Below are 14,510 nucleotides of genomic sequence, written 5' to 3'. Positions count from 1 at the left end.
GTATGGAGCGCAATCGGCGTTCGTTGGCCGTCGCAGTACTGGTCAGCTTGCTCGCATCGACCGGCTGCGGCAGCGCAGACGACCAACCACAACGGATGAAAATCGAGGTCATCGGCACCCGTCCGCACGATCCGTCGGCGTTCACCCAGGGCCTCGACATCGACGGCAACGTGCTCTACGAAGGCACGGGCAAGCCGGGCGCGTCGAATATCCGGGCGACCGATCTGACCACCGGGGCCGAACTGGCGCGCGTCGATCTGCCCACGCCGTACTTCGGCGAGGGCGTGTCGCCGGCCGCGGGCACCCTCTGGCAGATCACCTGGAAGGACGGGATCGCCTTCGCCAGAGATCCGCGGACACTGGCCGAACGCAGCCGTGTGTCCTACGACGGCGAGGGCTGGGGCATCTGCACCCGCGCGAGCAGGCTGGTGATGAGCAACGGCACCGACACACTCACCTTTCGCGACCCGGTGACGTTCGCACCGACCGGCACTGTCACCCTCACCGGCCGTCGCAACGCACACCTGAACGAACTCGATTGCGCCGCCGACGGTTCGGTGTACGCCAACGACTACCCCACCGACACGATCCTGCGCATCGATCCCCAGACCGGCCGGGTACTCGCCGACATCGATGCCCGCGGCCTGCTCGCACCCACCGCCCGCGCCTACACCGACGTGCTCAACGGGATCGCCCACATCCCCGGCACCGACAGCTTCCTGCTCACCGGCAAGTACTGGCCGACCATGTTCGAGGTCCGATTTGTGCCCGCTTGAACACGGCGAGCTCCCAATCGTGTTGCCACGCAACCAATGGTTTCGTGAGTGCACGGGTAACTCGTCGGGTACGCCGGGAGCTCAGCCGAGCAGTGGGCTCCGGCCCGGCAACACACTTCCCAGACACCGGACGTCCGGCCTGAGACGCGACGAGACGGATGAGTCAGAATTGATGCGTGAATACTCCCCGCGATCCCTCCGGCCCTGACCATGGTCCGTGGGACGGCGAGGAGGCTCCGCCGATCGAACGGCACCCCGGTTTCGACCGATATCCGCCGCCCAACGAACCTTCGCCTCGACGGCCGCTACCGCCACTGGATCCCGAGCACGGCCGCCGCCAACCGCCAACCGCGGGGCGGCCGCCGGAAGTCGACACCCGACAACTACCCGAAACCCGGCCCGAACCGGCCGCCCCGGCGGCGTTCGACACCCGCCGCATGCCGGGTTCGCACGATCGATCCGCCCCCGACATGCGCAAACAGCCGCCGCATCGACCCGAACCCGGCGAGTACGCCGAGCCGGCGGATAGCACCGCAGCGACCGGGCCCGGCGCGCAACGCAGCCCCCGCAAGCTCACCGTCACCAGGGTTGCCGCGATGCGCGGCCAACAGCTGACCATGCGCGGTATCGCCTCCTTCCAGCGCGCGGCGAAAGCCGACGGCGCGGACAAGTCGGGCCTTACCGCGCTGACCTACGCCACGATGGCGAACTTCGCCCTGGACGCCGCTATCGCGGTTGCCCTTGCCAACACACTGTTCTTCGCAAGTGCTAGCGCGGAGAGCAAGTCGAAGGTCGCGCTGTATCTGCTGATCACCATCGCGCCGTTCGCGGTGATCGCACCGCTCATCGGACCGCTGCTCGACCGCCTGCAACGCGGCCGCAGGCTCGCGCTCGCCTCCTCGTTCGCGCTGCGCGCAGTGGTCACCGTGGTGCTGATCGTGGCCTTCGACACCTGGGCGCTCTATCCGCTCGCCCTGTGCATGATGGTCGGAAGCAAATCGTTCTCGGTGCTCAAGAGTGCGGTGACGCCACGCGTGCTGCCACCGGATATAGATCTGGTGCGCACCAACTCTCGGCTCACGGTATTCGGTCTGGTCGGTGGCACCATCGGCGCAGGCGCTATCGCCGCACTCGCCGCCGCGATTGCGAGCTCAACGGGCGCACTGATTTTCGCCACCGCGATCGCCGTCGCAGGCACCTATCTGAGCCTGCGCATCCCGCGCTGGGTCGAGGTTACCGAGGGCGAGGTCCCCGCGACTCTCAGTTACCACGCCAACACCGAAGTGCTCGATCCGACGAAGGAAGCCATCATCCCGCCGCGCAAGCGCAGGCAGCCACTCGGCCGATCGGTCGTCACCGGGCTCTGGGGCAACAGCGCCATCCGGGTGCTGACCGGGTTCCTCACCTTCTATGTTGCCTTCGTCGCCAAGGCGACCGAGCACGGTGGTGTCCAGCAGGCGGCCATGCTCGGTGTGGTCGGTGTCGCCGCGGCCATCGGCAATTTCACCGGCAACGCCACCGGCGCCCGCCTCAAACTCGGCAAGCCCTCCCTGATCGTGCTCGGCTGCACCGCGGCGTGCACCCTCATCGCGCTGTTCGCAGTGTTCGCGAACAATCTGCTCGGCGCGGCGCTTGCGACGCTCGTCGCGGCCGGTGCAAGCGCGCTGGCGAAGGTCTCGCTCGACGCCTCGATCCAGGACGACCTGCCGCCGGAGTCGATCGCCTCCGGCTTCGGCCGGTCGGAGACCGTGCTGCAACTCAGCTGGGTGGTCGGCGGCGCGGCCGGTGTGCTGTTGCCGACCGACTATTGGAAGGGTTTCGCGGTGGTGTCGGCGATACTCGTGGTCGGACTGGTCCAGACCTTCGTCAGCTTCCGAGGTCATTCCATGCTGCCAGGTCTCGGCGGCAACCGACCACAGCATGCCGAGCAGGAAATTCCACACGCTCGGCCGCATGCTCCCGAGACAGGCAGACAACGCGGGGGCGACACCCAGCGCATCCAACGAGGGATAGGAGATCCCATCTAGTGAGCGAGCGTAGCGAGCGAGCCACAAACACAGCAGCCCCGCTGACGACGGAGCCGAGCGTCAGCGAGGCGCAGTCGTGAGCGAGCGTAGCGAGCGAGCCACAAACACAGCAGCCCCGCTCACGACGGAGCCCTGCGTCGGCGAGGCGCAGTCGTGAGCAAGCCATCGACCCGCACCATCATCGCGCTCGGCGCAGCCGCCGGACTGGTGTTCCTCGTCGCCTTTGTCGGCGTCCTCGCGGTGCTGATACGCAACGCCCCCGAGCGCGAGCCGGAGATCACCGCCTACGCGCACGGCACCGCCATCACAGTGCGGCCCTACGGCTACTGCACACCGTTGATGCAGGACTGCCGAATCCTGCCGGAGCGCGGCGGCAACGCCGACGTGGGCTCGATCTTCTCCCGGCTGCCCTGCGGTGAGTCGACGCCGGATTGCCAGATCGGCAAGACGGTCCATTTGGAGGTGCCTGCGGGCTACCCGCTGCAGATGTCGCTGCCTAAGCAGATCGCGGACGCGCCGTGGATCGCCCGACTGGTCTATGCGCTGCCCAACGGCGACACGGTGGACCGTATCGTCAGCCGCAACGACTACCCCAAGGGTGCACTCAACCTGACCATCGACTCGAAGCCGGAGCCAGAGCTGCGCCTGATCGGCGTCGAGATGCAGCTGCCCATCCTCGCCAAAGACGAGACGGGCCAAGAGTTCTACCTCCCGCACGCCGCCTGGTCGATCAGCACGCTGTAGGAACCCCTCCGCGGGCCCCTCTGTGCCACCACCGGTTTCGCGAGGTGGCCGACTCGCCGGGCGCATTCGCGGCCCGGCGAGTCGGCACGCTCAGTGATCCAGCTCGCGCGCGACGGCGCGGACGACCTCGGAAATGCGTTGCGCGGTCTTGCGATCCGGGTACTTACCCTTGCGCAGGTCCGGCTGCACCTTGGCCTCGAGCAGGGTGATCATGTCCTCGACCATCCCGTGCAGTTCGTCCGGCGTGTGCTTGCGGACGGCAGGCTCCCGGTGTGCGCCACGCTCGCGCTCCTGGCCCTGACGGACCGACGGCGGTGCCTCGAGCACCTTGAGGCTCAGCGCCTGCGGCCCGCGACGGCCTGCGGCCATGCCGAATTCGACACGCTGGCCGGGCTTGAGCGATTCGATGCCCTCGGGCAGCGCTGAGGAACGCACGTAGACGTCCTCACCCTCGTCCTGGGAAAGGAAGCCGAAGCCCTTTTCGACGTCGTACCACTTAACCCTGCCGGTCGGCACTGCCATCACCCGTTCGTCATCGAAACTCGGCCCCCATCGGACCGAGCACACCCGTCTGCCCGGGACCCACCGCGCGAAACATCGCGAGAGAGGTCCTGTCAGTTTGCGAAAAGAACGCGCCCCACAGCATGCAGGACGCGATAGGCATCGAGTCTACCCCGGTGCCAATAACGCAAGCACATCAGTTTTACGGTCTTCGAGTGACGAACCCTTCCGCGCCACCGCCTCCGAGTGGGTCCGGGCGCCGCTCGAGCGATCGGCTGTTGTACCTCGCACTCGGCCTCTTCGCGATCGGATTGCTGGCGATTGTCGCGATTTTTCTGACGCCGATTCTCAGCGACGCCGAGCCGGGGCTCTGGCTATACCTGATCGCCATGCTCGCGCCGCTCGGATTCCTGGTCGGCGTGGGGTACGCCCTGTGGTCCGGTCGTCGCTCCCGCTGACGCAAACCCGGTTACCCGAGCCGATTGTTACCAAATCATTAGTGTGATCCTCGTCACATAACGAGGAGGTCACGGAGTGGTGACAGCCCTCTATCGGCCGGTTCGCACCACTTCTCAGCTGCGTGAAAGCTTCGGGGGCACACCGAGACCGCGCCGAGACCCCGCCGCACACGCCGGTTACCAAATAGTGATTTTTCGCGGCGATCGTCGTACCGTCTTACCCAGCCGGGACACCCGGCAACCACCGGCCCGCCGCACCAAGCCTCACCCCGCGGGTACCGGACCCCGACGGAAATAGGGGTGAGGGCGGACGGACGACCTCTCAGTCCGGACCACTTGCAGGTGCGTAGGAGAGGCAGAAGAACCCGATATGAGTGGACGCCATCGCAAGCCAACCTCCACCGGGCGGACTGTTGCCAAGGTCGCCGTCACCGGCGCCATCATCGGCACCGCGGGTGTAGCCCTTGCCGGCAACGCCGCTGCGGCGCCGGACACCGACTGGGATCGCCTCGCGCAGTGCGAGGCCGGCGGCAACTGGGGTATCAACACGGGCAACGGTTTCCAGGGCGGGCTGCAGTTCTCGCCGAGCACCTGGAACGCGCACGGAGGCGGCGAGTATGCCGCGACCGCCAACCAGGCCAGCCGCGAACAGCAGATCGTGGTCGCCGAGAAGGTCCTCGCCACCCAAGGTTGGGGCGCTTGGCCCTCCTGCTCGTCCAACCTCGGTCTGAGCAGCGCACCCAGCGTGCGCACCGCACCGAAGTCGCCGGACGCCGCGCCGCGCTGGCAGCCCGCCGAGCAGACCCCGCTCGAGGTGCAGCCGGCAGACAGCTCGCAGCAAGTCTTCTCCGCGGTCGACCGCGCCGTCGCCGTTGTTCAGGCGCAGGGCGTGCAGATCCCGCAGGAAGCCCTCGATTTCCTGAGTGGCGCCAAGGCGAGCAACATGAAGCTCGATCCGAACGTCATCAACTTCTTCGAAGCCAACAAGGGACTCCTCCCCTCCTGAGCTTCACCACAATCTCATTCACGAAAAAGGTCCCCGCATCAACGAAGATGCGGGGACCTTTTTCGTGTCCGCGGGCTTCCGCCCATGATCAGCGGTTGATCACCGTGTTCGGGTGCATGTACGGCAGCTGATCGGCCGGAACCGGAAACTCGGTGTCCTCACCGTACGGTGAGAGACCACCGGAACGAGCCGACGAGAGCTCGGTAACCGCATGGTCACCATCGGCCACCTTGGGCCAGCCATTGTCGACGTAGGGTTTCTTCGATTTGTTCACCACCGGCCCATGCTAACCCGCCGCCATACGCCCGAGGCCATACAGGTGGGGTGCCGAAATGCACACTCCTGCCCCGGCGAGCAACTGCGCTGCACCGTAGGCTGGACTCGATGACCGCGACCGACTCCTTGGCCGGATGGCTCGGTGCCCGCAGTGATGCCCAGCTCGTGGCCTTGCTCGAACTCCGGCCCGATCTGGCCGTGCCACTGCCCTCGTCGATGGCGGTGCTTGCCGCGCGCGCCGAACAACGTGCGTCGGTGCTGCGCGCCACCGACGATCTGACCACCCTCGAGTTCGCGATCGTGGAAACTCTTGCCGTACACGGCGTCACCCGCTCCGATCGGGCCGCCACCCCGCTATCGCGCGGCGCGCTGCACGTGCAGCTGAGCGAACGCGTGAGCGCGGCCGTACTCGATACCGCGCTGGAGCGATTGACCGACCGCGCGCTCGTCTGGACCGACGGCGAGGACCTGCACCTGGTGCCCGCGGCCGCCGAGGCGCTGCCGTGGCCCATCGGCAGCACCACCGAGATCCCGGATGCACTCACCGAGCCCGAGGTGGTTACCGCCCTCACGCAGATCGCACCCGCCGAACGGGCACTGCTGGACAAACTCGCCACCACCGGCCCGCGCGGGCGCAGCAGGGACGCGGCGCCCGGCACACCGCCGGACCGCCCGATCCAGCAGTTGCTGACGCGCAGACTGCTGCACTGGATCGACGAGGAGACGGTCGAACTGCCGGTCACCGTCGGCCAGGTGCTGCGGCGCGAACCAGTGACCCACCCGCATGCCCTCACCCCGCCGCAGCCGCGGCTGAGCAAACAGGCTCCTGCGGACGTCAACGCAGTCGCGGCGGGCGAAGTGGGAGAGTTGTTGCGGCACTGCGCAGACGTGCTGGAGGCGCTGGGCCAAGTACCGGCACCGGCATTGCGGGCGGGCGGGCTCGGGGTGCGGGAGTTGCGTCGCATCGCCAAACAGACCGGCGTGGACGAAGCTCGAGCCGGGTTGCTCGTCGAACTGCTCGCGGCGGCGAAGCTGGTCGAGAAGGGCCTACCGGATCCGCCACCGGAATTCGACTCCACCGATGACTTCTGGGCGCCGACCTCTGCCGCCGACGGCTGGCGCGAGGCCCCCCTCGCCCGACGCTGGGTCACCCTCGCGCTGGCCTGGCTCGACCTGGACCGGATGCCGTGGATGATCGGGATGCGCGACGCCAACGACAAGCCGCTCGCGGCGCTGGCGATCGAGCTGCGCACCCCCCACGCGCCCCGCGATCGGCGCGCGATGCTGAACCTGCTCGGCGAATATCCCTCCGGCACTGCACTGGATCCTGCTGACGTCGGCAGGATCATGGCATGGCGGCAACCGCGTTGGCGCAGGCACTTTCGCTCAGAGGCGGTCGAGAACACACTGCGGGAAGCGGCGGCGCTCGGCTTCGTCGGCCGTGGCGCGCTCGGCTCACCGGCCAGGGCGCTCCTGCACGGCGCACCGACGAGCGCGGCCGACGCCGAGGCCGCCATGGAGTCGGCATTGCCTGCCCCTGTCGATCACGTACTGGTGCAGGCCGATCTGACGGTCATCGCACCCGGCCCGCTGACAGCGGACCTCCAGCAGCAGATCGCGTTGGTCGCCGATGTCGAATCGGCGGGCGCGGCAACCGTGTACCGGATCGGCGAGACCTCGGTGCGGCGTGCGCTGGACGCCGGTATGACGGCGGCCGAACTGCACGCGCTGTTCACGATGCACTCACGCACGCCGATTCCGCAGGCGCTGACCTATCTGATCGACGATGTGGCCAGGCGGCACGGGCAGCTGCGGGCCGGGATGGCGCAGTCGTTCGTGCGCAGCGACGACCCAGCACTACTTGCGCAGGTCCTTGCCGCACCCGTGGCGACCGTACTCGCGCTGCGGGCGATCGCCCCTACCGTTGCCATTGCCCAGGCCCCGTTGGGCGAGCTGCTCGAGCAGCTACGCGCGGCCGGTTTTGCGCCCGCAGGTGAGGATTCTGCAGGCACCATCGTCGATCTGCGGCCGCGCGGCGCACGCATCATGATCCGGCCGAATGCGCGCCAGCCCTATCGGCCGACACCACCGAGCACCGAACAGCTGGCGCTGCTTGTTGCCGAACTGCGCGCGGGCGAGCGAGCCGCAAGCGCCCGCAATGGGCAGGCGGTGCGCCCCGACGGCACCCGAACCAGTACCGCCGCGACCCTTGCGCTGCTGCAATTGGCGGCGCGGGTGCGGCGGTCGGTCAATATCGGCTATGTCGATGCTTCGGGCATCGCGACCCAGCGCGTTGTCGAGCCGTTGAAAGTGGGCAACGGCCAGCTCGATGCGCTGGACCCGGTCACCGGCGCGGTCCGGCACTTCACTTTGCACCGGATCGCATCGGTCGCCCTACTGGAATGAGCGGTTCGGCGCTAGCTCAGGCCTTCGGCCTGCCGAGGCAGAAAGTCGTCTTGGGATCGGAGACAGTCAGGAATTTCTCCGACTCCGCGCCACAAAGCAGTTCGTCGACCTGCCCGTCGATCCGCTGGATCACCCGGAAAGCGGCCTCGGTGGACGCGCAATCCGCGAACTGGTATCCGGTGAGGTTGTTGTCGATGTAGCAGCTGCCCTGCTTGAAATTCGGCGCGAGGCACAGGAATGCGGTGGTGCCCCCGTTCAAGGTCTCCTCGTAGGAGGTGTAATCCTGCGAGCAATCGGTCTTCGTGTCGTAGGTCTGCACAATCTTGTACACGGCCTTCTCCGACGAGCAATCGACCGGCTCGGTCTTGGAGTCGACGGCCGAACCTTTGATGACATTGATGCAGTCACCGACTTTGGCTTTTGCCGTATCGGACTTGCTCGCGTCCTTGATTGCCGAACAACCGGTCACCGCGACCGCAACCGCGGCCACCGCCAGGAGGGTAAGCACGATTCGTGCCAGCAGCCTCGTTCCTGGGATCTTCACCTGAAACCTCTCTCACCGAACGCGTTCACGGCAGTCGTGAACGCGGAGAGGATACCCTCACGGTCGCCGGAACCGCATCTGCACTTCGGACGATCTTCGGTGTGCCCGGCCCGCGGGCAGAGGTGGTCAGTGCATGCCGAGGCCGTACATTCCCAACATCGAGTAGCCGAGGATGGAGGGCAGCAGGCGGCCGAGGAGCTGAATCCCAAAGAAGTTCACTATCAATGCCTTTCGCAGTTCGCCCACACGGTGGGCGGTCAAGCAATCCGAGCTCTGTGTCGCTCGAAGAGGCTGGATCGTTACGCTTGGAAAGTATGACCCTCGCGGAGGTTGCCGTCGACTTGTACGGACTCGCCCCAGGTGAGTTCGTGGCGGCCAGGGCCGATCGGGTGAAAGCCGCCAAGGACGCGGGCGATAAAGACCTCGCCGCGGCCATCGGCAAGCTACGCAGACCGACGGTCCCGGCGTGGACGGTGAACCTGCTGGCCCGCACGGTTCCGGCGGAGGTCGACGCGCTGCTGCAGCTGGGCGCCGCGCTGCGCACCGCGCAGCGGGAGTTGTCCGCTGACCAGCTGCGCAGCCTCACCGCACAGCGCCAGCAGGTCGTGCACGCCCTCGCCAAACGGGCGGGGGCACTGGCCGCCGAGCGCGGTCATCCGGTCGGTGTGGGGGTGCTGCGCGAGGTGGGTCAGACGCTGACCGCGGCACTCGCTGATGCCGATGTCGCCGACCAGGTCCGCACCGGAACCCTGGCCACCTCCGCGACCTACGAGGGTTTCGGCCCGGCAGGCCCGGCACTCGCCGCGGTCGCCGCCACCGCGGTGACACCCGAGCCCGCGGACACCGGATCCACGGACACCGCACGCCAGGAACTCGGCGAAGCGCTCGCAGCACTCGAATCAGCGCGCACAGCAAGGGATTCAGCGCAGTCGGCCAGTGATGAAGCAGCACATCGACTGGCCGAGAGCAAGTCTCGCCTCGTCGCGCTGCGCGAGGAACTAGCCCACGCCGAACAGCAGAAGCAGTTCGCCCGCACCGCGGACCGAGCCGCTCAAGATCAATTGCGTTCGGCGCAAAAGCAACTCGATCGTGTGGAACGCTGGGTGGACAGGGTCCGCGAGCGTATCGACACCGAATGACGCGCGGTCAGCCGCGTAGGGATCCCGGGAAGAGGTACTCGTCGGCAGGCATCGCCGCCTGGTCGAGCCAGGAGCCGAAGAACCCGGTCAGATCGGTCCTGGATTTCGACTGCACGAAAGTGCGGAAGTCCGACATGGACGCATTGCCGTAGGTATGGGCGACATTGAATTCCCGGACAGCGGCGAAGAATATGTCGTCGCCGAGCTGTTTACGCAGTGCGTGCAGGAACAGCGGGCCGCGGTAGTAGACGGAGGTGAATTCGTTTCCGACCCCAGGATTCGCCAACGGAATGTCCCAGAACTTCTGCACGTCACAGTATTTCTGGATAGTGTCGCGGTAATCGGCGTCGACGTCGGCGCCTTCCATTCGCTCCGGCCACAGATAATCGGCGGTGTAACTGGCGAAGCATTCGTTCAGGCAGATGTCGGACCATTGCCGCACCGATACCGAATCGCCCCACCACTGATGGGTGATTTCGTGCACGACGGTCTGCAGATCGGTCCATGGCGCGTAAATGGGCCTGGTCTGGGTTTCCAGCGAAAACCCCAGCTCGGTGTCGACATAGATGCCACCCGCCGCCTCGAACGGGTAGGGGCCGTACAGAGATTCGATGAAGTCCAGGATCTCGGGCAACCGCTGTTCGGTCGCCCTGCTGTCCTGCGCGTCCGGGGCGAAGGCACTGAGCAGCGGCGTGCCGTTGGCGCGACGCTGCTCGAGATAGGTGAAGCGATCGATGGCGACGGTGGTCAGATAGCCGAGCACCGGCTGGTGCGACTCCCAGGTGACCGTCCGGTTGGCGCCGGTGACCGCGTTCTGTGTCCGGACGCCGTTGGAGACGACGTCCCATTCCGCGGGGACGGTCGCGTGCAGCGCAAAGGTGGCTTTGTCCAGTGGTGTGTCGTTGAGCGGGTACCAGGTGGCCGCGGAATGCGGTTCACCTGCAACGAAGGCGCCGCCGCTCGGTGCGAGGGTCCAGCCCTCCGCTTCGACGTCCGCGGCGGGACCTGCGTAGTCGACCGTCACGGTGAACGGCAGGCCGGGCAGCAGCGGCAGCAGCGGTGTCACGGTCAGCTCGTGCTCGCCGTTGCGGTCGAAGGCGGCGGGCAGGTTGTTCACCGACACCATCCGCACATCGGGACCGTCGAAGTCGAGGTTGAACACCCGCAGCGGTTGGGTGGCGATCGCGTCGATCCGGGTTGTCGCGGTAAGTTGCCTGCTCGGCGGGTCGTAGTCGACGGTGACGTCGTAGTGGCGAGCGTCGTAGCCGCCATTGCCGTCCATCGGGTAGTACGGATCGCCGAGACCGGGTGCACCGGTCAGCGGATCCGCGTTCGCGGGCGCTGAGGCGACGGTGACGAGCACACCCGCCACCGCGGCACACAACATGCCGGACAACCTCATTCGACCACCACCCCTTTCCGCCACCCCTGTGTTCCGGCACCGGCATACCGACCTCGGTGGATGGTAGTCGGCTCAGTCGGCAGTGCCGGTCAGCGCAACCGACGCGCCGAGACCGAAGATCATCACGCCGCCCGCGCCGCCGACTGCCTCCAGCCGCCGCGGCGACCGCGCGAACCACGAGCGCGCCGAGGCCGCAAGCATGCCCCAGGCACTATCGGAGACCAGGGCGATGCCAAGGAAAATGGTGCCGAGGATCAGGAACTGCAACGGCATCGCGCCCGCCTCCGGGTCGGCGAACTGTGGGAGCACCGCCGAGAAGAAGACGATCGACTTCGGATTGGTCAACCCGACGAGCACACCCTGCCGGAAGACCTTGGTGTCGGACGACGCATCGACCCGCGCACCCAATGCCTCCCGCAACGCCTTGCGCTGCCGGAACGCCTGGACCCCGAGGTACATCAGATACAGCGCGCCGACGACCTTGACCACGGTGAGTGCAAGCGCGGAGGTCGCGACGAGGGCGCCGAGGCCGACGGCGACGAACAGCAACGCGACGAAAACCCCAGCCGCGTGCCCGAGCACCGAGACGAGGGCGGCCCTGCGGCCGAGCGCAAGTGCCCGACCGATCGTGAACAGGACGCCGGGCCCGGGAATGATGATGATCAGCAGAGATGCGGCACAGAACGCCAGCAGATTAGTTGTGGGCACCATCTTCCGAGTCTAGGCGTTCGCGCAACCCGAATTCCGGAACATCACAGGTCAACTCATGCGCCGAGATCGTCGGGCAATTGGTGCGGGTCGAGCAGCAGGCGCTTGGCCGGGGCGCGGCGCACCTTGTCGGCGAGCGCGAGATTGTCGGTGAGCAATCGCCATTCGACCTCACTGATCGCGGCGCGGGCCCGTTCGATGACCCCGCGGTCGCGAGTGCCCCACGCGATCGGCATCGCGCTGACCGACTGCCACCGCTCGCCGACCTGCCGTGGCGCGCGATCGGTGCGCACCGCAACCGACGGCACCCGTTCGCCCGCACGCTTCTCATGACCGGGCAGGTCACGAACCTTCCTGATCACCAGGGCATAGACCGGATCGGTCGCCCCCGATTTCGACACGTCGACCAGCGCGAGCAGTACCACCCCGCTGGGATGGGTCTCGGAGACCACCGCCGGGATGAGTTCCCCATCGGCGTAGAGCTTGTCGATGCCTGCCCTGCGCGGCGTCCACAGCGCCACCCAGAGTGCGGTCACGGCTCCGAGTACGAATGCGACGGCCAGCAGATAGGCCCACGGATGATTCAGCCAGATCAGGTAGGTGGTGGCCGTCGCGGCGATGATCGCGGCCGCGATGGCCATAATGCGCAGTCGACGGAGGTCGGCGAAGACCTCGTTGACCGCGTGGGCATGCCCGCGGTCGACCGCGAATTCGAAGCGTCGCACGTCCTCATTCCTAACACACGTTGCGGAGATTTCGCCTCCACTTAACCGATGGCCGGCCCCAGCAAGTCGTCGGCATCCGTAATGCGATAGGCGTACCCCTGTTCGGCGAGAAAACGCTGGCGATGCGCGGCGTATTCGGCGTCCAGCGTGTCACGCGCGACGACCGAATAGAAGTGGGCTTGGCCACCATCCTGTTTCGGTCGCAGCAGTCGGCCGAGCCGCTGGGCTTCTTCCTGACGTGAGCCGAACGTTCCCGAAACCTGCACCGCGACTGATGCTTCCGGCAGATCGATGGAGAAATTTGCGACCTTGCTCACCACGAGAACCGGGATGTCGCCGCGCCGGAATGCCTCGAAAAGCTCTTCGCGCTCTTTGGTTTTCGTCGACCCCTGGATCACCGGCGCATTCAATGCGACGCCCAATTCGTCGAGCTGATCCAAGTACGCGCCGATCACCAACGTCGGCGCGTCCTTGTGATTGGCCAGGATCGACTCGACCACAGCAATTTTCGTGCGAGCGGTCGAGCACAGCTTGTAGCGCTCCTCCGGCTCCGCGGTGGCATAGGACATCCGTTCGGCGTCGGTCAGCGTCACCCTGACCTCCACGCAGTCGGCCGGGGCGATCCAGCCCTGCGCTTCGATGTCCTTCCAGGGAGCGTCGTAGCGCTTCGGACCGATCAGCGAGAACACGTCGCCCTCACGACCGTCCTCGCGCACCAGGGTCGCGGTCAGGCCGAGCCGGCGGCGCGACTGCAGGTCGGCGGTCATCCGGAAGACCGGAGCGGGCAGCAGGTGCACCTCGTCGTAGATGACCAGGCCCCAATCGCGGCTGTCGAACAGCTCGAGATGCTTGTACTCGCCCTTGGTGCGGCGGGTGATCACCTGATAGGTCGCGATGGTGACCGGCCTGACCTCCTTGCGTTCACCGGAGTACTCGCCGATCTCGTCCTCGGTCAACGAGGTCCGCGCGAGCAGTTCCCTGCGCCATTGCCTGCCTGCCACGGTGTTGGTGACGAGGATCAGCGTTGTCGCCTTCGCTTTGGCCATCGCCGCAGCACCGACCATCGTCTTGCCCGCACCACAGGGCAGCACCACGACACCGGAGCCGCCGGCCCAGAAGGAATCGGCTGCCATCTCCTGGTAGTCGCGCAGGTGCCAGGCGCCGCCGGTGTAGTCCAGGTCGATCTGATGGGCCTCGCCGTCGACATAGCCGGCCAGATCCTCCGCGGGCCAGCCGATCTTCAGCAGCATCTGCTTGATCCGCCCGCGCTCCGACGGATGCACCACCACCGTGTCGTCGTCGAGGCGGGCGCCGAGCATCGGCGCGATCTTCTTGTGCCGCAGCACTTCCTCGAGCACCGCCCGATCCAGGCTGATCAGGACCAGCCCGTGTGCCGGGTGCTTCACCAATTGCAACCGCCCGTACCTGGCCATGGTGTCGACGATGTCCACCAGTAGCGGCTGCGGCACCGCATACCGCGAGAAACTCACGAGCGCGTCCACCACCTGCTCGGCGTCGTGCCCGGCGGCCCGCGCATTCCACAGCGCCAACGGTGTCACCCGATAGGTGTGCACATGCTCCGGCGCCCGCTCCAACTCCGCGAACGGCGCGATGGACTGCCGCGCCGCATCGGCCAACTCGTGGTCGACCTCCAGCAGCAGCGTCTTGTCACTCTGAACGATCAGCGGACCGTCGGTCACGGTGCCTCCTAGTTTGGCTCCGGACCATTCTCCCTGAACCCACCGACAGCCCAGCGGGCGGAACGGTCCGGGTCACATGTCCAGCGACATCGAACTGG

14 protein-coding genes are annotated in these 14,510 nt (G+C 66.7%); 7 read left to right on the top strand and 7 right to left on the bottom strand.

The features are described from left to right. Positions 1–2 precede the first annotated feature (2 nt). From OHA42_RS08750 to OHA42_RS08740, 3 genes are all read left to right on the top strand, one after another. Entirely contained in the window at positions 3–776 is a 774-nt protein-coding gene (locus OHA42_RS08750; RefSeq protein WP_406236026.1) for a glutaminyl-peptide cyclotransferase, read from the top strand. A 176-nt stretch (positions 777–952) separates the two neighbouring features. After that, a complete protein-coding gene (locus OHA42_RS08745) occupies positions 953–2,803 on the top strand; it encodes an MFS transporter (RefSeq protein ID WP_406236025.1) in 1,851 nt (616 codons plus the stop codon). Positions 2,804–2,956: 153 nt separating this feature from the next. After that, entirely contained in the window at positions 2,957–3,547 is a 591-nt protein-coding gene (locus OHA42_RS08740) for a DUF2771 domain-containing protein (RefSeq protein ID WP_406236023.1), read from the top strand. 90 nt (positions 3,548–3,637) lie between these two features. Here the strand turns inward: OHA42_RS08740 and OHA42_RS08735 are convergent, their stop codons facing one another. Beyond that, entirely contained in the window at positions 3,638–4,063 is a 426-nt protein-coding gene (locus OHA42_RS08735) for a cold-shock protein (RefSeq protein WP_328412716.1), read from the bottom strand. A 200-nt stretch (positions 4,064–4,263) separates the two neighbouring features. On the opposite strand from OHA42_RS08735, the gene OHA42_RS08730 reads away from it, so the two are divergent. Further along, positions 4,264–4,506: a hypothetical protein gene (locus OHA42_RS08730; RefSeq protein WP_328408899.1), complete on the top strand. Its 243-nt coding sequence runs from the start codon at positions 4,264–4,266 to the stop codon at positions 4,504–4,506. A gap of 370 nt (positions 4,507–4,876) precedes the next feature. Then, a complete protein-coding gene (locus OHA42_RS08725) occupies positions 4,877–5,512 on the top strand; it encodes a transglycosylase family protein (RefSeq protein ID WP_406236021.1) in 636 nt (211 codons plus the stop codon). An 88-nt stretch (positions 5,513–5,600) separates the two neighbouring features. Here the strand turns inward: OHA42_RS08725 and OHA42_RS08720 are convergent, their stop codons facing one another. Next, complete coding sequence (locus OHA42_RS08720; RefSeq protein WP_328408896.1) at positions 5,601–5,789, bottom strand: hypothetical protein; 189 nt, start codon at positions 5,787–5,789, stop codon at positions 5,601–5,603. A gap of 107 nt (positions 5,790–5,896) precedes the next feature. Between OHA42_RS08720 and OHA42_RS08715 the strand changes: the two genes are divergently transcribed. Further along, positions 5,897–8,194 carry a helicase-associated domain-containing protein gene (locus OHA42_RS08715; RefSeq protein WP_406236019.1) on the top strand — a complete coding sequence of 766 codons (2,298 nt, stop codon included), beginning with the start codon at positions 5,897–5,899 and terminating at the stop codon, positions 8,192–8,194. 16 nt (positions 8,195–8,210) lie between these two features. Here OHA42_RS08715 and OHA42_RS08710 read toward each other — a convergent pair whose 3' ends face one another. Then, positions 8,211–8,738 carry a hypothetical protein gene (locus OHA42_RS08710; protein WP_406236017.1) on the bottom strand — a complete coding sequence of 176 codons (528 nt, stop codon included), beginning with the start codon at positions 8,736–8,738 and terminating at the stop codon, positions 8,211–8,213. A 314-nt stretch (positions 8,739–9,052) separates the two neighbouring features. On the opposite strand from OHA42_RS08710, the gene OHA42_RS08705 reads away from it, so the two are divergent. Then, a complete protein-coding gene (locus tag OHA42_RS08705; RefSeq protein WP_406236015.1) occupies positions 9,053–9,877 on the top strand; it encodes a hypothetical protein in 825 nt (274 codons plus the stop codon). Positions 9,878–9,884: 7 nt separating this feature from the next. Here the strand turns inward: OHA42_RS08705 and OHA42_RS08700 are convergent, their stop codons facing one another. From OHA42_RS08700 to OHA42_RS08685, 4 genes are all read right to left on the bottom strand, one after another. Then, on the bottom strand, positions 9,885–11,279 hold the full coding sequence (locus OHA42_RS08700) for a M1 family metallopeptidase (protein WP_406236013.1): 1,395 nt from the start codon (positions 11,277–11,279) through the stop codon (positions 9,885–9,887). 72 nt (positions 11,280–11,351) lie between these two features. Continuing rightward, positions 11,352–11,990: a LysE family translocator gene (locus OHA42_RS08695; RefSeq protein ID WP_406236011.1), complete on the bottom strand. Its 639-nt coding sequence runs from the start codon at positions 11,988–11,990 to the stop codon at positions 11,352–11,354. A gap of 53 nt (positions 11,991–12,043) precedes the next feature. Next, the gene (locus OHA42_RS08690) at positions 12,044–12,712 is read right to left on the bottom strand and encodes a DUF3239 domain-containing protein (protein ID WP_406236009.1); all 669 of its coding nucleotides are present in this window, start codon (positions 12,710–12,712) and stop codon (positions 12,044–12,046) included. A gap of 41 nt (positions 12,713–12,753) precedes the next feature. Then, a complete protein-coding gene (locus OHA42_RS08685; protein WP_406236007.1) occupies positions 12,754–14,412 on the bottom strand; it encodes a DNA repair helicase XPB in 1,659 nt (552 codons plus the stop codon). Positions 14,413–14,510: the final 98 nt, after the last annotated feature.

The organism is Nocardia sp. NBC_01009 (genome assembly GCF_045208035.1).
Classification (GTDB): domain Bacteria; phylum Actinomycetota; class Actinomycetes; order Mycobacteriales; family Mycobacteriaceae; genus Nocardia.
This window is presented reverse-complemented; position numbering and strand designations above follow the sequence as displayed.

What these genes read in the sequence shown, in the direction of transcription:
- OHA42_RS08750 (WP_406236026.1), top strand. Translation starts at nt 3, where the DNA reads ATGGAGCGCAATCGGCGTTCGTTGGCCGTCGCAGTACTGGTCAGCTTG.
- OHA42_RS08725 (WP_406236021.1), top strand. Translation starts at nt 4,877, where the DNA reads ATGAGTGGACGCCATCGCAAGCCAACCTCCACCGGGCGGACTGTTGCC.
- OHA42_RS08715 (WP_406236019.1), top strand. Translation starts at nt 5,897, where the DNA reads ATGACCGCGACCGACTCCTTGGCCGGATGGCTCGGTGCCCGCAGTGAT.
- OHA42_RS08705 (WP_406236015.1), top strand. Translation starts at nt 9,053, where the DNA reads ATGACCCTCGCGGAGGTTGCCGTCGACTTGTACGGACTCGCCCCAGGT.
- OHA42_RS08700 (WP_406236013.1), bottom strand. Translation starts at nt 11,279, where the DNA reads ATGAGGTTGTCCGGCATGTTGTGTGCCGCGGTGGCGGGTGTGCTCGTC.
- OHA42_RS08695 (WP_406236011.1), bottom strand. Translation starts at nt 11,990, where the DNA reads ATGGTGCCCACAACTAATCTGCTGGCGTTCTGTGCCGCATCTCTGCTG.